Source organism: Streptantibioticus cattleyicolor NRRL 8057 = DSM 46488 (genome assembly GCF_000240165.1).
In the GTDB taxonomy this organism is placed as follows: Bacteria; Actinomycetota; Actinomycetes; order Streptomycetales; family Streptomycetaceae; genus Streptantibioticus; species Streptantibioticus cattleyicolor.
In genome coordinates this window covers 5,574,435-5,589,758 of the sequence record NC_017586.1, presented here as the reverse complement: position 1 = coordinate 5,589,758, position 15,324 = coordinate 5,574,435, and the positions used below count along the sequence as shown (strand labels likewise).

General features: G+C 71.4%; 13 protein-coding genes and 1 pseudogene. 4 read left to right on the top strand and 10 right to left on the bottom strand.

Annotation, left to right across the window (positions count from 1 at the left end; translation table 11 throughout):
• Positions 1 to 5: 5 nt before the first annotated feature.
• A pseudogene (locus SCATT_RS24470) lies at positions 6 to 1,265 on the bottom strand (MFS transporter); the annotation flags it as partial.
• A 113-nt stretch (positions 1,266 to 1,378) separates the two neighbouring features.
• On the opposite strand from SCATT_RS24470, the gene SCATT_RS24465 reads away from it, so the two are divergent.
• A complete protein-coding gene (locus SCATT_RS24465; protein WP_014145878.1) occupies positions 1,379 to 2,425 on the top strand; it encodes a LacI family DNA-binding transcriptional regulator in 1,047 nt (348 codons plus the stop codon).
• Between the two features lie 76 nt (positions 2,426 to 2,501).
• Here SCATT_RS24465 and prcA read toward each other — a convergent pair whose 3' ends face one another.
• The 5 genes from prcA to arc all read right to left on the bottom strand — a co-directional run bounded on the left by prcA (position 2,502) and on the right by arc (position 8,221).
• A complete protein-coding gene (gene prcA, locus SCATT_RS24460; protein ID WP_014145877.1) occupies positions 2,502 to 3,254 on the bottom strand; it encodes a proteasome subunit alpha in 753 nt (250 codons plus the stop codon).
• 68 nt (positions 3,255 to 3,322) lie between these two features.
• A complete protein-coding gene (gene prcB / locus SCATT_RS24455; RefSeq protein ID WP_014145876.1) occupies positions 3,323 to 4,168 on the bottom strand; it encodes a proteasome subunit beta in 846 nt (281 codons plus the stop codon).
• 142 nt (positions 4,169 to 4,310) lie between these two features.
• A complete protein-coding gene (locus SCATT_RS24450; RefSeq protein ID WP_014145875.1) occupies positions 4,311 to 4,526 on the bottom strand; it encodes a ubiquitin-like protein Pup in 216 nt (71 codons plus the stop codon).
• A gap of 214 nt (positions 4,527 to 4,740) precedes the next feature.
• The gene (gene dop, locus SCATT_RS24445) at positions 4,741 to 6,252 is read right to left on the bottom strand and encodes a depupylase/deamidase Dop (protein ID WP_014145874.1); all 1,512 of its coding nucleotides are present in this window, start codon (positions 6,250 to 6,252) and stop codon (positions 4,741 to 4,743) included.
• A 202-nt stretch (positions 6,253 to 6,454) separates the two neighbouring features.
• The gene (gene arc / locus SCATT_RS24440) at positions 6,455 to 8,221 is read right to left on the bottom strand and encodes a proteasome ATPase (RefSeq protein ID WP_014145873.1); all 1,767 of its coding nucleotides are present in this window, start codon (positions 8,219 to 8,221) and stop codon (positions 6,455 to 6,457) included.
• 269 nt (positions 8,222 to 8,490) lie between these two features.
• Here arc and SCATT_RS24435 point away from each other — a divergent pair, with 269 nt between their 5' ends.
• Positions 8,491 to 8,796 carry a ferredoxin gene (locus SCATT_RS24435; RefSeq protein WP_014145872.1) on the top strand — a complete coding sequence of 102 codons (306 nt, stop codon included), beginning with the start codon at positions 8,491 to 8,493 and terminating at the stop codon, positions 8,794 to 8,796.
• Between the two features lie 61 nt (positions 8,797 to 8,857).
• On the opposite strand, the gene SCATT_RS24430 is transcribed toward SCATT_RS24435, so the two are convergent.
• The 3 genes from SCATT_RS24430 to SCATT_RS24420 form a co-directional block, all read right to left on the bottom strand.
• Entirely contained in the window at positions 8,858 to 9,427 is a 570-nt protein-coding gene (locus SCATT_RS24430; protein WP_014145871.1) for a hypothetical protein, read from the bottom strand.
• A 176-nt stretch (positions 9,428 to 9,603) separates the two neighbouring features.
• On the bottom strand, positions 9,604 to 10,521 hold the full coding sequence (locus SCATT_RS24425) for a tRNA (adenine-N1)-methyltransferase (protein ID WP_014145870.1): 918 nt from the start codon (positions 10,519 to 10,521) through the stop codon (positions 9,604 to 9,606).
• A gap of 58 nt (positions 10,522 to 10,579) precedes the next feature.
• Positions 10,580 to 11,818: a site-2 protease family protein gene (locus SCATT_RS24420; RefSeq protein ID WP_014145869.1), complete on the bottom strand. Its 1,239-nt coding sequence runs from the start codon at positions 11,816 to 11,818 to the stop codon at positions 10,580 to 10,582.
• A gap of 177 nt (positions 11,819 to 11,995) precedes the next feature.
• Between SCATT_RS24420 and SCATT_RS24415 the strand changes: the two genes are divergently transcribed.
• Positions 11,996 to 12,871, top strand: a complete 876-nt coding sequence (locus SCATT_RS24415; protein ID WP_014145867.1) for a RecB family exonuclease — start codon at positions 11,996 to 11,998, stop codon at positions 12,869 to 12,871.
• A gap of 37 nt (positions 12,872 to 12,908) precedes the next feature.
• Entirely contained in the window at positions 12,909 to 13,580 is a 672-nt protein-coding gene (locus tag SCATT_RS24410; RefSeq protein WP_014145866.1) for a response regulator, read from the top strand.
• Positions 13,581 to 13,650: 70 nt separating this feature from the next.
• Here the strand turns inward: SCATT_RS24410 and SCATT_RS24405 are convergent, their stop codons facing one another.
• Positions 13,651 to 15,249 (bottom strand): ABC transporter substrate-binding protein, encoded by a 1,599-nt coding sequence (locus tag SCATT_RS24405; RefSeq protein WP_014145865.1) that lies wholly within the window; start codon positions 15,247 to 15,249, stop codon positions 13,651 to 13,653.
• Positions 15,250 to 15,324 lie beyond the last annotated feature (75 nt).

Genomic DNA, 15,324 nt, shown 5'->3' with positions numbered 1-15,324 from the left:
GAACATTACGCCCGATGAGTGCCGCTGAAACCGGGTTCGACGGTGCCGATTCGATCATTTTTCCGTTGCTGTCGCACGGTTGGCACCACCAGGAAGCGTCCGCAGGCCAGCAGTACGGCGAGCGCGACGACCCCGCCGGCGCCGGCCACCGCGAAGGCGGCCGGTACGCCGCCGTACTGGGCGGCGGGGCCGGCGACCGCGGTGCCCGCGGAGGCGCCCACCCCGAAGGCGGTGACCAGCCAGGAGAACGCCTCGGTGACGGTGCCGGCCGGGGCGTGGCGGTCGACCACGACGAAGGCGCAGGCGAGGACGGGGGCGAGGAAGAGGCCGGAGATGCCCGCCAGCACGGTCATCAGCGGCACCCCGGGCGTCAGGGCGAGCGGCAGGTAGCAGACGGCCAGACAGACCATCAGCAGCCGCAGCCGCCGCTCGGGGACGCCGGCCCAGCGCCGGGCGCCGTAGCCGACCCCGCCGGCCAGCGCGCCCAGGCCGAGCGCGGAGAGCAGATAGCTGGAGACCATGCCGCCGCCGTGCGCGTCGGCGTAGGCGACCGCGGCCACCGCTATCGAGCCGAGCGCCAGGCCGACGAAGAAGAGCGAGCCCAGCAGCGCGAGAAGCCCGGGGGCGCGCAGCGGGCCGAGCCAGTGCGCCTCGCGCTCCGGCGCGCGCCACCGGCGGGACGGCGGCGAGGAGACCACGGCCACGGTGCCGGCCACCCCGACCAGGGCGAGCGCGACGACGGCGAACCCGGCGGAGCCGGCCGCGGTCAGCAAGGTGACCAGCAGCGGCCCGGCCGCGTACATCACCTCCTGGGCGGCGGCGTCGAGCGCGTAGGCGGCGTGCACCTGGCCCGGGACGCTGAGCACGCTGGGCCACAGCGCCCGCAGACCGCCCTCCAGCGGCGGGGTGGCCAGCCCGGCGACGGCCATCAGCGCACAGGACAGCGCCACCGGGCGCGGACCGGTCAGCGCGAAGAGCGTGGTGGCGGCGGCGGCCACCAGCGCGCCGCCGAGCATCACCCGGGGCTGGCCACGTTTGTCGACAAGTCGTCCGAGCAGGGGCTGCCCGACGGCGTTGCCGAGCCCGTACACCGCCGACAGCGCCCCGGCCAGGGTGTAGTCGCCGCCGTGCGCCCGGGTGAAGAGCACCACCGCCAGGGCGGCCGTGGCGTTGGGCAGCCGGCCGACCAGGGTGCCGGTCAGCAGCCGTACCGCGTGTCGCGCGCGCAGCAGTTCCAGATAGCCGGTGGCCATCGGCGTTTCCTCATCCCTCCGGGCTTCGCCGGCGTGGTCGTGTTACGTATAACGTCTGGGAGGTCATACGTAACATGTCAGCGGGCCGCGGGTCCAGCCGCGGGACGTGCGGAACGAGGAAGGACGTGGCGCCGGTGACATCGACCACCCGCCCGACGTCACGGGACGTGGCCCGGGCGGCCGGGGTCTCGCAGGCCACGGTCTCCCTGGTGATGGGCGGCAAGTGGCCCGGCCGGGTCTCCGCGGGCACCGCCGAGGCGGTCCGCGAGGCCGCCCGCGCCCTGGGGTACCGGCCCAACCTCGCCGCCCGCGACCTGCGGACCGGGCGCACCCGGACCGCGCTGCTGGTCGTTCCGGCGCTCACCAACGAGTACTTCGCGCGGGTGTACACCGGCGCCGCGGAGGTCGCCGCCGAGCACGGTTTCGGGGTGATCCTCTACCCCTCGCCGGAGGGGGTCGGGCCGGCCCGCGACCCGTTCGCCTCGGCCCGCGCCGCGCTGGACGGGGTGATCGCCTCGTCCATGGCCGCCGACGCGCTCGCCGCGATCAGCGGGCGGACCTCCGGCGGCCCGGACGGACTGCCGCTGGTGATGCTGGACAGCCGCCCCGGGGAGCCCGGGGTCGCCGCCACCGTCAACCCCGCGCTCGCCGAGGGCATGGACCAGGTGGTCGCCCACCTCGTCGGGCTGGGGCACCGCGGCATCGCCCATCTGACGGCGGACGTGGACTCGTGGACGTTCCGGGTGCGCCGGGAGCGCTTCGACCGGGCGGTGGGCGCGGTGCCCGGCACGGCGGCGGTGCGCGAGGCGGCCGGGCTCGACGTCACCGACGGCATGCGCGCCGCCCACCGCGCGCTCACCGGGCCCGGTCCCCGGCCCACGGCGCTCGTCTGCGACGACGACATCCTGGCCGCCGGTGCCTGCAAGGCGGTGCGCCGGCTCGGGCTGCGGGTCCCCGACGACGTCTCGGTCACCGGCTTCGACGACCTGGCGCTGGCCACCGCGGTGGAGCCGGAGCTGACCACCGTCCGGCTGCCCGCCACCGAGGCCGGCGCCGAGGGCATGCGGCTCCTCCTCGCCGTCCTGGCCGGCCGCCCCGCCCCCGACGCCGAACTCCCCGTGCGCCTGGTGGTACGCGCCTCCACGGCCGCCCCGCCCACCCCCGAACCCTGACGCGCGGGGGCGCCCGCAACGCCCGAGCCCCGGGCGCCGGGAGGGCGCGCGGGGCTCGTGAGCGGGGCGGGAGGGGTCAGTCGGTGTCGGCGCCGGTGTCCTCGGTGGACGCGGCGGGTTCGGCAGCGGAGGACCCTTCCAGGAGGCGGGTGAGCCGGTCGCCGAGAACGCGGCGGAACTTGCGCTGCTGGGGGCGGGTGCGATCGAGGACCGCGACCTCCAGCTGCTCGGCGGTGAGGCGGCGCTCCTGGCCGTTGTTGTCACGGCACAGCGAGTCCACCGCGAGCTTGAGCGCCTCGGCGAGGGACATCCCGTCGCGGTGGCGCTGGTCGAGGTAGCTGCCGATCTGGTCGGAGTTGCCGCCGACGGCCACCGCGCCGTGCTCGTCGACGATGGAGCCGTCGTGCGGGAGCCGGTAGATCTGGTCGTCCTCGGGGGCCGCGCCGACCTCGGCGACGATCAGCTCCACCTCGTACGGCTTCTCGCCGACGCTGGAGAAGATGGTGCCCAGCGTCTGCGCGTAGACGTTGGCCAGCCCGCGGGCCGTGACGTCGTCCCGGTCGTAGGTGTATCCGCGCAGGTCGGCGTAGCGGACACCGCCGATCCGCAGATTCTCGAACTCGTTGTACTTGCCGACCGCGGCGAAGGCGATGCGGTCGTAGATCTCGCTGACCTTGTGCAGCGCGCGGGACGGGTTCTCGGCGACGAACAGGATGCCGTCGGTGTACTGGACCACGACGACGCTACGGCCTCGCGCGATGCCCTTGCGGGCGTATTCGGCGCGGTCCGCCATGGCTTGCTGGGGTGAGACGTAGAACGGCGTCGACACCGGCTATCCGTCCCTTTCTGTCGGTGAGGCTTTCATCCGGAGGGGCCTTGGGAAGGCGGGGCGGCGGGTCAGATGACCGCGGCCCGCGGGCCGTCCGGCTGCTGGAGGCGGCCCTCGTGGACGGCACGGGCGATCTCGGACATCTCGGCCTCCGTGAGCCTGCGGAAACCATCCTCCGTGATGACGGTGACGATGGGGTAGATGCGCCGGGCCAGGTCGGGACCGCCGGTGGCGGAGTCGTCGTCGGCGGCGTCGTACAGCGCCTGGACCACCATGGTGAGGGCCTGCTGCTCCGACAGGTCGTCGCGGTAGAGCTTCTTGAGCGCGCCGCGGGCGAAGACCGAACCGGAGCCGGTGGCCGCGTAGCCGTGCTCCTCGGAACGGCCGCCGGTGACGTCGTAGGAGAAGATCCGGCCCTTGCCCCGGTCGATGTCGTAACCGGCGAAGATCGGCACCACGGCGAGCCCCTGCAGGGCCATCCCCAGGTTGCCGCGGATCATCGTGGAGAGCCGGTTGGCCTTGCCCTCCAGCGAGAGCACGGCGCCCTCGATCTTCTCGTAGTGCTCCAGCTCCAGCTGGAAGAGCTTGACCATCTCCACCGCGAGCCCGGCGGTGCCGGCGATGCCGATCGCGGAGAACTCGTCGGCGGGGAAGACCTTTTCGATGTCGCGCTGGGCGATGACGTTGCCCATGGTGGCCCGGCGGTCACCGGCGAGCACCGCGCCGCCGGGGAAGGTGGCGGCGACGATGGTGGTGCCGTGCGGGATCTCGACGGCGCCCTGGAGCGGCGGCAGCTTGCGGTTGCCCGGCAGCAGCTCGGGCGCGTGCTCACCGAGGAAGTCCATGAACGAGGACGAACCTGGCGTCAGGAAGGCAGCCGGCAGACGCCCGGGCTTGCGAGAGTTGGCTTCCACGCGATTCCTTCCACGAGGCGGCAGACCGGCCGGGCATCCGGCCGGTATTACGGATCACAGCACGGACCTTACCCTCGGCCGTGCACGTCATCCGTCCCGCACCCGGCGGTTGCCCACCGGGTACGGGACGGACCGGGAGCGGTTACTCGCCGCCCTTCTGCACGAACGAACGGACGAAGTCCTCGGCGTTCTCCTCCAGGACGTCGTCGATCTCGTCCAGGACGGAGTCGACGTCGTCCGACAGCTTCTCGTGGCGTTCCTTGAGGTCGTCGGAGGTCTGCGCCTCCGGGGCGGTCTCCTCGACCTCCTCGGTGGTGCGTGTGGCCCTCTGCTGGCCGCCGGTGTCCTTAGTAGCCATGTTCACCTTCACCCCGCTCGCCCACTCGGTTGCATGCCCGCGCCTCGGCCCGGCATGCCCTGCAAGATCAGACCCTACAAGCCGGGTCCGACATCGGCTCCGTTCTCCGGTGATCTCGTGACCGCACTGGTGGTGCTCGCCTTGGTGGAAAAGCCGGGAGCCATCCGGATGATTCCCGCTTCCCTGGTGTTTCAGCCTCCGGACCGGGGGTGTTTCACCCTCCGGACAGGATCCGTACCAGGTCCTCCGCGGTGCGGCACCGGTCGAGCAGCTCCTTGACGTGGTTGCGGGTGCCCCGCAGCGGTTCCAGGGTGGGTACCCGCTGGAGCGAGTCCCGACCCGGCAGATCGAAGATCACCGAGTCCCAGGAGGCGGCGGCCACGTCGTCGGCGTACTGCTCCAGGCAGCGGCCCCGGAAGTACGCCCTGGTGTCCTCCGGCGGCTTGAGGCGGGCCCGGGAGACGTCCTCCTCGGCCAGCAGCCGCTTCATCCGGCCCCGGGCCGCCAGGCGGTTGTAGAGCCCCTTGTCGGCGCGTACGTCGGCGTACTGGAGGTCCACCAGGTGCAGCCGCGCGGCGTCCCAGCCGAGGCCGTCGCGGCGCCGGTAGCCCTCCAGCAGCTCCCGCTTGGCCACCCAGTCCAGCTCGCCGGCGAGGCTCATCGGGTCGGTCTCCAGCCGGCCCAGCACGTCCTCCCAGCGGGCGAGGACGTCCTTGGTCTGCTCGTCGGCGTCGGGGCCGTAGCGGTCCTCGACGTATTTGCGGGCCAGCTCGAAGTACTCCATCTGCAGTTGCACGGCGGTCAGCGTGCGACCGCTGCGCAGCGTGATCAGCTGTCGCAGTCCGGGGTCGTGGGAGACCTGGTGCAAGGTGCGCACCGGCTGGTCCACCGCGAGGTCGACGGCGATGAAGCCGTCCTCGATCATGGAGAGCACCAGCGAGGTGGTGCCCAGCTTGAGGTAGGTGGAGATCTCCGAGAGGTTGGCGTCGCCGATGATGACGTGGAGCCGGCGGTACTTCTCGGCGTCCGCGTGCGGCTCGTCGCGGGTGTTGATGATGGGCCGCTTGAGGGTGGTCTCCAGACCCACCTCGACCTCGAAGTAGTCGGCCCGCTGGCTGATCTGGAAGCCGTGCTCGCCGCCGTCCTGGCCGATGCCGACCCGCCCGGCGCCGCAGACCACCTGACGGGAGACGAAGAACGGCGTCAGGTGGCGCACGATGTCGGAGAACGGCGTCTCCCGCTTCATCAGGTAGTTCTCATGGGTGCCGTAGGAGGCGCCCTTGTTGTCGGTGTTGTTCTTGTACAGGTGGATCGGCTGGGCGCCGGGGAGCTGGGCCGCGCGTTCGGCGGCCTCGGCCATGATCCGCTCCCCCGCCTTGTCCCACAGCACGGCGTCGCGCGGGTTGGTCACCTCGGGGGCGCTGTACTCCGGGTGCGCGTGGTCGACGTAGAGCCGCGCGCCGTTGGTGAGGATCACATTGGCCAGGCCGATGTCCTCGTCCGTGAGCTGGCTGGCGTCCGCCGTCTCGCGGGCGAGGTCGAAGCCGCGGGCGTCCCGCAGCGGGTTCTCCTCCTCGAAGTCCCAGCGGGCCCGCCGCGCCCGGTGCATCGCCGCGGCGTAGGCGTTGACCACCTGGGACGAGGTGAGCATGGCATTGGCGTTCGGGTGACCGGGGACGGAGATTCCGTACTCCGTCTCGATGCCCATTACTCGCCGTACGGTCATGCGGCCCTCCTTGCCCGGCACCGCCCCGCGGCGGCACCGCGTGGCGCGGTACCGAAGAGCCTAGAACGCGGAAGCGGCGGTGGGGAGATCATTTTGCTTCATTCCTCGGCTGTGGGACTCGGCCGCGGCAAAGGCGCGGGCGGTACCGGAACGCGTCCGGCCGCGGGTACCGGACCTCCGGTACCCGCGGCCGGATGCCGCGCTACAGGTACTGCCCGGTGTTGGCTACGGTGTCGATCGAACGGCCGGTGTCGGCGCCCTGCTTGCCGGTGACCAGCGTGCGGATGAAGACGATCCGCTCGCCCTTCTTGCCGGAGATGCGGGCCCAGTCGTCCGGGTTGGTGGTGTTGGGCAGGTCCTCGTTCTCCTTGAACTCGTCCACGCAGGCGGAGAGCAGGTGGGAGACGCGCAGGCCCTTCTGCTGGTGGTCCAGGAAGTCCTTGATCGCCATCTTCTTCGCCCGGTCCACGATGTTCTGGATCATGGCGCCGGAGTTGAAGTCCTTGAAGTACAGGACCTCCTTGTCACCGTTGGCGTAGGTGACCTCCAGGAAGCGGTTCTCCTCGGACTCGGCGTACATCCGCTCCACCACGGACTGGATCATGGCGCCGACCGTGGCCTCGGTGGAGCCGCCGTGCTCGGACAGGTCGTCCGCGTGCAGCGGCAGGTCGGCGGTGAGGTACTTGGAGAAGATGTCCTTGGCGGCCTCGGCGTCCGGCCGCTCGATCTTGATCTTCACATCGAGCCGGCCCGGCCGCAGGATCGCCGGGTCGATCATGTCCTCGCGGTTGGAGGCGCCGATGACGATGACGTTCTCCAGGCCCTCCACGCCGTCGATCTCGGCGAGCAGCTGCGGGACGATGGTGTTCTCCACGTCCGAGCTGACGCCGGAGCCACGGGTGCGGAAGAGCGACTCCATCTCGTCGAAGAAGACGATGACCGGGGTGCCCTCGCTCGCCTTCTCCCGGGCCCGCTGGAAGACCAGGCGGATGTGGCGCTCGGTCTCGCCCACGTACTTGTTGAGCAGCTCGGGGCCCTTGATGTTGAGGAAGTAGCTCTTGCCCTGGGGCTGCCCGGTGACCTCGGCGACCTTCTTGGCAAGGGAGTTGGCCACCGCCTTGGCGATCAGCGTCTTGCCGCAGCCGGGCGGGCCGTACAGCAGAACGCCCTTGGGCGGCCGGAGTTGGTGCTCCTTGAACAGGTCCGGGTACAGGTAGGGGAGTTCGACCGCGTCGCGGATGAGCTCGATCTGGTTCCCCAGCCCGCCGATCTTGTTGTAATCGATGTCGGGGACCTCTTCGAGGACGAGCTCCTCGACCTCGCTCTTGGGCACCACCTCGTAGACGTAGCCGGAGCGCGGCTCCAGCAGCAGGGCGTCGCCCGCGCGGATGTTGACGTCCAGCAGCGGTTCGGCGAGCCGGACCACCCGCTCCTCGTCGGTGTGCCCTATCACCAGGGCGCGTTCGCCGTCCTCCAGGATCTCCTTGAGGGTGACGATGTCGCCGACCCGCTCGAACGCCATCGCGTCGACGACGTTGAGCGCCTCGTTGAGCATGACCTCCTGGCCACGCCGGAGTTGGTCCAACTCGACGCTGGGGCTGACGTTCACCCGCAGCTTGCGGCCACCGGTGAAGATGTCCGCCGTTCCGTCCTCGTTGGCCTGCAGGAAGACGCCGAAGCCGGCAGGCGGCTGGGCGAGCCGGTCCACTTCTTCCTTGAGGGCCACGATCTGGTCACGCGCCTCGCGGAGCGTGTTGGCCAGGCGTTCGTTCTGGGCGGACACGCCTGCCAGGTTGGTCTGCAGCTCGACGATCCGCTCTTCTAGAATCCTCGTGTGTCGCGGAGAGTCGGCGAGCTTGCGTCGCAGGACGGCGATCTCCTGCTCAAGAAAGGCCACCTGGCTCGCGGGGTCCTCCGAACCCCGCGCGGGCCGGTTGCCACGGTTGATGTCGTCGTCGTGGGCTGCCACGGTCCTCACCTCCTCCAGGGGGAGCTGGACGCTTTCAGACCCTACCTGGACCGGTACGGGTTGAAACCCCTAGATCACAAACCCGGTCGGGGTGTGTCCGATCTTCACCCTTGCGCACCTCCCCATGCCTGGGAGATACCCACCCATCAACATCGGAAAGCGACCGGTTGTATCGTCGATCCGGTCAACAGCCGTCAGGAGCAGTTATTCCCGGGCAACCGGGCCCCTGGACGGCACCGCGCGATGGACGAACGGCAGGCGAGGTACCCGTGAGCGACGCGACCGGCGAGGAGCTGGAGGTCTGGATCGACCAGGACCTGTGCACGGGAGACGGGATCTGCGCGCAGTACGCGCCGGAGGTCTTCGAGCTCGACATCGACGGGCTGGCGTACGTCAAGGCCCCGGCCGAGCCTGGTGAGGAGGGCGAACTGCGCACCGAACCGGGTGCGACCGCTCCCGTTCCGCTTCCGCTGTTGCACGACGTGGTCGACTCGGCCAAGGAGTGCCCCGGCGAGTGCATCCACGTCCGGCGCGTTTCGGACAAGGTCGAGGTGTACGGGCCCGACGCGGCCTGACATTGCGCCCGGTGACCGCGAGCGCCCCGTGCCCGTTGTGCGCGGGGGCGCTCGCGGTGGGTCACACGCTGCCCGCCCGGGGTGCGCCCGCGGCGGTGAAGCGGCCGTCGTGCCAGCGCCAGGTGTAGTCGCGGGCCAGGTCCGGGCAGCAGCGCGGCACCGCGTCGGAGGAGTAGCCGAGCAGCGTCGCGGAAACGATTCGTCCCTCGGCCTTCAGGCCCTTGACGCTGAGCTTGCGGGCCGGGTCGACGAGGGTGGCGGTGACCCTGGGCGGCGCGCCGGGCGAGGTGCCCGGGGAGAGCACGTACAGGCCGCTGGGGGGCGTGCCGAAGGCGGTGTGGCAGCGCACCTCGGCGACGGTCTCCGGGCGGCCGTCCCCGTCGAGGTCGGCGGTGGCGTGCTCGAGGACGTCCACGGGCGCTCCGGCGCACCGCAGCGGGTAGTGGGCGGCCCGGGCGTCGGGGGCGCCGCGCGTGGCGGCGGCCGGGGCGCCGGGGGGCGGGGCGGTGGCGTCCGCGGGTGTCACCAGCGCGCCGGCGGCGACCACGGCGGCCAGGGCGGCGCCGGTGACGATCCAGTGGGCCGGGCGGGTTCGCGTGTGGGGAAGGTCAGAGCCTGCCGAAGGCTGCACGCGCCTGTCTCCTGGGGCTTGATCCGAGGGGCTTGATCACAACCGAGGTGATGGCCCATCGTGCCACACGTCACACGCCGCGCAGTACCACCGCTGCGCGCCGGAAGACGCGGCGCGCCGCCGGCACCGGTCCCGGTACGGGACGGTGGCGGCGGCGCGCGGGGCAGCGGGGGCCGTCAGGCCGTGGGCGGCGTGGTGGCGGAGGCGTCCTTGGCACCCCAGCCGGCGTAGTCCTCGCCGTAGGCGCCCTTGGCGGGACGGCGGCGGCGCAGCGGGGGCTCCACGCCGTCGGCGAGCCGGCGGGCGGTGAGCAGGAAGCCGGTGTGGCCGATCATCCGGTGGTCCGGGCGGACCGCCAGCCCCTCGACGTGCCAGGTGCGCACCATGGTCTCCCAGGCGCTCGGCTCGTTGAAGGTGCCGTGTTCGCGGATGGCCTCGACGGTGCGGGCGAGCTGGGTGGTGGTGGCGACGTACGCGCAGAGCATGCCGCCGGGCACCAGCGCCTTGGAGACCGCCTCCAGGCACTCCCAGGGGGCGAGCATGTCGAGGATGACCCGGTCGACGTCGGTGTCGGACAGGTTGTCCTGGAGGTCGCCGACGGTCAGCCGCCAGGCCGGGTGTTCACCGCCGAAGTAGCGGCGCACGTTCTCGGCGGCGATCTCCGCGAAGTCGGGCCGGCGCTCGTAGCTGTGCAGCATGCCCTGGTCGCCGACGGCCCGCAGCAGGAAACAGCTGAGCGAACCGGAGCCCACCCCCGCCTCGACGACGCGGGCGCCGGGGAAGATGTCGGCCATCGCCAGGATCTGGCCGGCGTCCTTGGGGTAGACCACGGCGGCGCCGCGGGGCATGGACAGGACGTAGTCGGGGAGCAGGGGGCGCAGCGCGAGATAGGCGATGTTCCCCGTGGTACGCACAACAGTGCCCTCGGGGGCGCCGATCAGCTCGTCGTGCGGGAAGGAACCCTTGTGGGTGTGGAAACTCTTCCCGGCTTCGAGCGTGAAGGTGTGGTGGCGTCCCTTGGGGTCGGTGAGCTGGACCTGGTCCCCGACCTGGAAGGGCCCGCGACGGCGGGCGGCACCGGTCGGTTCGGACATGTGACCAGGGTATCCGAGGCCGGGGGTCCTTCCGTCCCCGGGCGGTGGCGGGGTCGGGTCAGACCCGGGCCGCGGGCGCCATGGCGGCCACGAAGGCGCGTTCCACGTCGGCGGTGGCGAGCACCCCGTAGATCTCGCCGGTGGCCTCGACCACCAGGTATTCGGTGGCCGGGGTGGCCCGCAGGGTCTCCAGCAGGTCCTCGCCGACCAGTTCGGCCGAGACCCGCATGCCGGGGCGCAGCTCCTGGGTGACCGCGCTCACCGTCACCCACGGCCGCCGGTGTTCGGGGACCGCGACGATGGCGGCCTCCCGCACCACACCGGTGGCCTCGCCGGAGGCGTCCACCACGACCAGGGCGCGGGCCCCGGCGTCGTTGGCCCGGCGCAGCGCCTCCGACAGCGGGGTCTGCCCGGCCACCGGGACGGCCCGGCGGGTCAGGGTACGGGCCCGCAGCTCCGGGAGGCGTTCGCGCAGCCTCGCCATGCGCAGGCTGTTGCCGGCGCCGGTCCAGATGATGGCGGCCAGGATGGCGGCGAGCAGCGCGTCGGTGATCGATCCGGCGTCGCCCACGGTCTCCCCGGCGCCGCCCGCGTAGGAGAGCAGGGGCAGTCCGATCAGTACGGCGACCGCGAGCGCGCGGCCGGTCCAGGCGGCGGCGACGGTGCCGGTCATGGGCTTGCCGCTGATCTTCCACACCACCGCGCGCAGCATCCGGCCGCCGTCCAGCGGCAGTCCGGGCAGCAGGTTGAAGGCGGCCACGATGAGGTTGCTGACCATCAGCCCGGCCAGCAGCACGCCGGGGACGGTGCCCGGCTCCACGTACCGCATGCCCAGGTAGAACAGGCCGGACAGGACCAGCGAGAGCAGCGGGCCGACGAAGGCGAGGACGAACTCCCGGCCCGGGGTGTCCGACTCCTTCTCGATCTCCGAGACGCCGCCGAAGAACTGGAGCTGGATGCGGCGCACCGGCAGCCGGAAGCGCAGCGCGGCGACGGTGTGGGCGAGTTCGTGCACCAGCACCGAGCCGTAGAAGGCGACCGCGAAGAAGAGCGACACCAGGTAGCGGGCGGCGCCCAGCTCGGGCAGCACGCGGTCGAGCTGGCCGCCGAAGACCCAGGTGATCAGGGCGGCCACCAGGAACCAGCTGGGGGCGACGTACACCGGCACGCCGAAGGGGCGGCCCATCAGGATGCCGCCGCCGGTGCCGCGCGGGCGCCTGCCGCCTCGCCGGTCGCCGGTCGGGGGCCCGGGGCTCGCTGACCCGGGACCGGACTGCGGCTGCCCGCTGTTGCTCACGCAAGTTCTCCTCACGGTGCCGGCCCGCGGCCGGCGACTCGGCCTGCCGCCCTCGTGCGGCGGACCGTCGTGCGACGGACCGCCGGTGAAGATCATGCCGTGCGGTGGCGCCTGCCGTCGATGGTAACGAGGTCGCCCGGAGCACGTTGTCGGTGGCAGGCCGTAGGGTCGTGGACCATGGACACCGAGACCGCAGTGACCGAGCCGATCGCGCCACCGCCTCCCGCGTCGCTGTCGCCGTCGCGGGCGGCCGACTTCATGCGGTGTCCGCTGCTGTACCGGTTCCGGGTGATCGACAAGCTGCCGGAGAAGCCGAGCGCCGCGGCCACCCGTGGCACGGTCGTCCACGCGGTGCTGGAGCGCCTCTTCGACACCCCGGCCGACCGGCGCACCCCCTCGCTGGCCCGCTCGATGGTGGCCGTGGAGTGGGACCGGCTGCTGGCCGAGCGCCCGGAGCTGGCGGAGCTGTTCGACGACGAGGCGGACGCCGAGGCGCTGCCGCGCTGGCTGGAAAGCGCCGAGCAACTGGTGGAGCGCTGGTTCGCGCTGGAGGACCCGGCCCGCCTGGAGCCCGCCGAGCGCGAGCTGTACGTGGAGACGCGACTGGAGTCCGGCCTGGTGCTGCGCGGCTACGTCGACCGGCTCGACGTGGCGCCCACCGGCGAGCTGCGGGTGGTGGACTACAAGACCGGCAAGGCGCCCCGCCCCGAGTACGCGGGCGAGGCGCTCTTCCAGATGAAGTTCTACGCGCTGGTGCTGTGGCGGCTGCGCGGGGTGGTGCCGCGCCGGCTCCAGCTCGTCTACCTCGGCAGCGGTGATCTGCTCAGCTACGACCCGACCGAGGACGACCTGCGCGGGGTGGAGCGCAAGCTGCACGCGCTGTGGTTCGCGATCCGCCGGGCCACCGAGACCGGCGACTGGCGGCCGAGGCCGGGCAGGCTGTGCGACTGGTGCGACCACCGGGCGGTGTGCCCGTCGTTCGGCGGCACTCCCCCGCCGTACCCGCCGCGGGGCCCCGCCGCCGAGCCGCTGCCGGGGCCACGGCAGCCTTAGGGAAGAATGGGCCGCAGCCGAGGGGTAAGGAGTTTCCGTGGCTATCCGCGTGCTGCTGGTGGACGACCAGCCGCTGCTGCGCACCGGTTTCCGGATGATCCTGGAGGCCGAGCCGGACCTGGCCGTGGTGGGTGAGGCCGGGGACGGCCTCCAGGCACTGGAGCAGGTCCGCGCGATGCAGCCGGACGTGGTGCTGATGGACATCCGGATGCCCCGGATGGACGGGGTGGAGGCCACCCGGCAGATCACCGGCCCCGGCCGGGACGGCCCGGCCAAGGTGCTGGTGCTGACCACTTTCGACCTGGACGAGTACGTGGTGGAGGCGCTGCGCGCGGGGGCCAGCGGCTTTCTGCTCAAGGACGCTCCGGCGGCCGAGCTGGTCCAGGCGATCCGGGTGGTGGCGGCCGGCGAGGCGATGCTGGCGCCCAGCGTCACCCGGCGGCTGCTGGACAAGTACGCCGACCACCTGCCGTCCGGCGAGGACCCGGTGCCGCAGGCGCTGGGCACCTTGACCGAGCGCGAGGTGGAGGTGCTCAAGCTGGTCGCCCGCGGGCTGTCCAACGCCGAGATCGCGGCCGAGCTGTTCGTCAGCGAGACCACCGTGAAGACCCATGTCGGCCATGTGCTGACCAAGCTGGGGCTGCGCGACCGGGTGCAGGCGGCGGTGTACGCCTACGAGAGCGGGCTGGTGCGGCCGGGCGCCGGCTGAGGACGACGAGGTCGAGGACGGCGGGCGGATCCCTCACGGGGTCCGCCCGCCGTCGCGCGCGTGCCGGGCGTCAGTTCTTCACGCCGCGGCCCAGCTCCCAGTAGGACAGCTCGGAGGCCGAGTTGAGGGCCCACTCGGTGCCGGTGATCTGGGACTTGGCGACCAGGTACTGCTTGCCCTGCCACAGCGGCAGGAACGGGATGTCCCGGGCGATGTCGTCCTGCATCTGCGAGAAGTTGTTCACCGTGAAGCTGCGGGTGGCGTCCTGGCGGGTGCGCGGCAGCAGCTGCTTCTCGATGGCGTCGTTGTGGTAGACGCTGCCCAGGAAGTTGTCCTTGCCGAAGAACGGGCCGATGTAGGTGTCCGGGTCCGGGTAGTCGGGGAACCAACCCATGCCGTACACCTGGTACTTGCCCTGCTGCATGGCGGGGCGGAAGCTCGACCACGGCACGCCCTGGATGGAGACCTGGAACAGGCCGGTTTCCTCCAGCTGCCGCTTCAGCTCGGCGAACTCCTTGGCGGTGGCGGCGCCGTAGTGGTCGGTGGTGTAGGTCATCGACAGCGGCACCGGGGTGCTGATGCCGGCCTTCTGCAACGTGGCGCGGGCCGCCGAGACGCTGGGGTCGCCGTAGATGTTGAAGAACGAGTTGGTGTGCCCCGTGATGCCCTGCGGCACCATGGAGTACAGCGGCTCGGCGGTACGGGCGTAGACGTCCCGCACCAGCGCCTGGCGGTCCACGACCTGGGCGACGGCCTTGCGCACCGCCAGCGACTTCACCGACGGGTCGTTGACGTTGAAGACCAGGTAACGGATTTCCGAGCCGGCCGCCTGCACCAGGTTGAGCGACTGCGAGGTGCTGTCCATGAACTTGGCTATCTGCTCCGAGGTCATGGTGCGGTTCATCAGGTCGATGGAGCCGCCGCGCAGCGCCTTCTCCATCGCGTCGCTGTCCTTGAAGAAACGCAGTTCGATCTTGTCGTTGTTGACCTTGGCGAAACCCTTGTACTTCTGGTTGCGGACGAATTCCGCCTTGTCGTCCGGGGCGAAGGAATTGAGCGCGTAAGGGCCGGAGCCGACGACCTTGTAGCCCGCGTAGATCTTGTCGGCCGGGTAGACCTTGCTGTCCACGATGGCCGCGGCCGGCGTCGCCAGCTTGAACGGGAAGGTGGCGTCCGGGGACTTCAGGTGGAAGACGACGGTGTTGGCGGTGGGCGTCTCCACCTTGTCGATGTTCTCCAGCAGGGACGACGGCCCGTTGCGGTCCTTGATGGCCAGCGAGCGCTCGACGGAGAACTTCACGTCCGCCGAGGTGAGCTGGTCGCCGTTGGAGAACTGGAGCCCGGGGCGGAGCGAGCAGCGGTAGGTCTCCCCCAGCTGGTCGGTGAAGCTGCACTTCTCGGCGGCGTCCGGCACCGGGTCGGTACCGGTCCGCGGGTAGTTGAGCAGGGTCTGGAAGGTGTTGCGAAGAATGTTCCAGGCGCCGATGTCGTAGGCCGCCGCCGGGTCCAGCGGTGCCTCCGCGTCCTTGGTGGCCGTGAAGTTGTCGGTCGTGCCCACGACGATGGCGTCGCCGTTTCCCCCACTGCCGCCGTTCGATCCGCCGCATCCTGCGAGGGCGGGCGCGATCAGGCCCACCATGGCGGCCGGCACCAGTAGCTTGCGATTCATCCTCGTCGGTCTCCCTGTTTTTCCGGCGCGTTGGTTGTTCGTAAGCCGCGGGTGGCGCTACGCCTGCGCCACCCG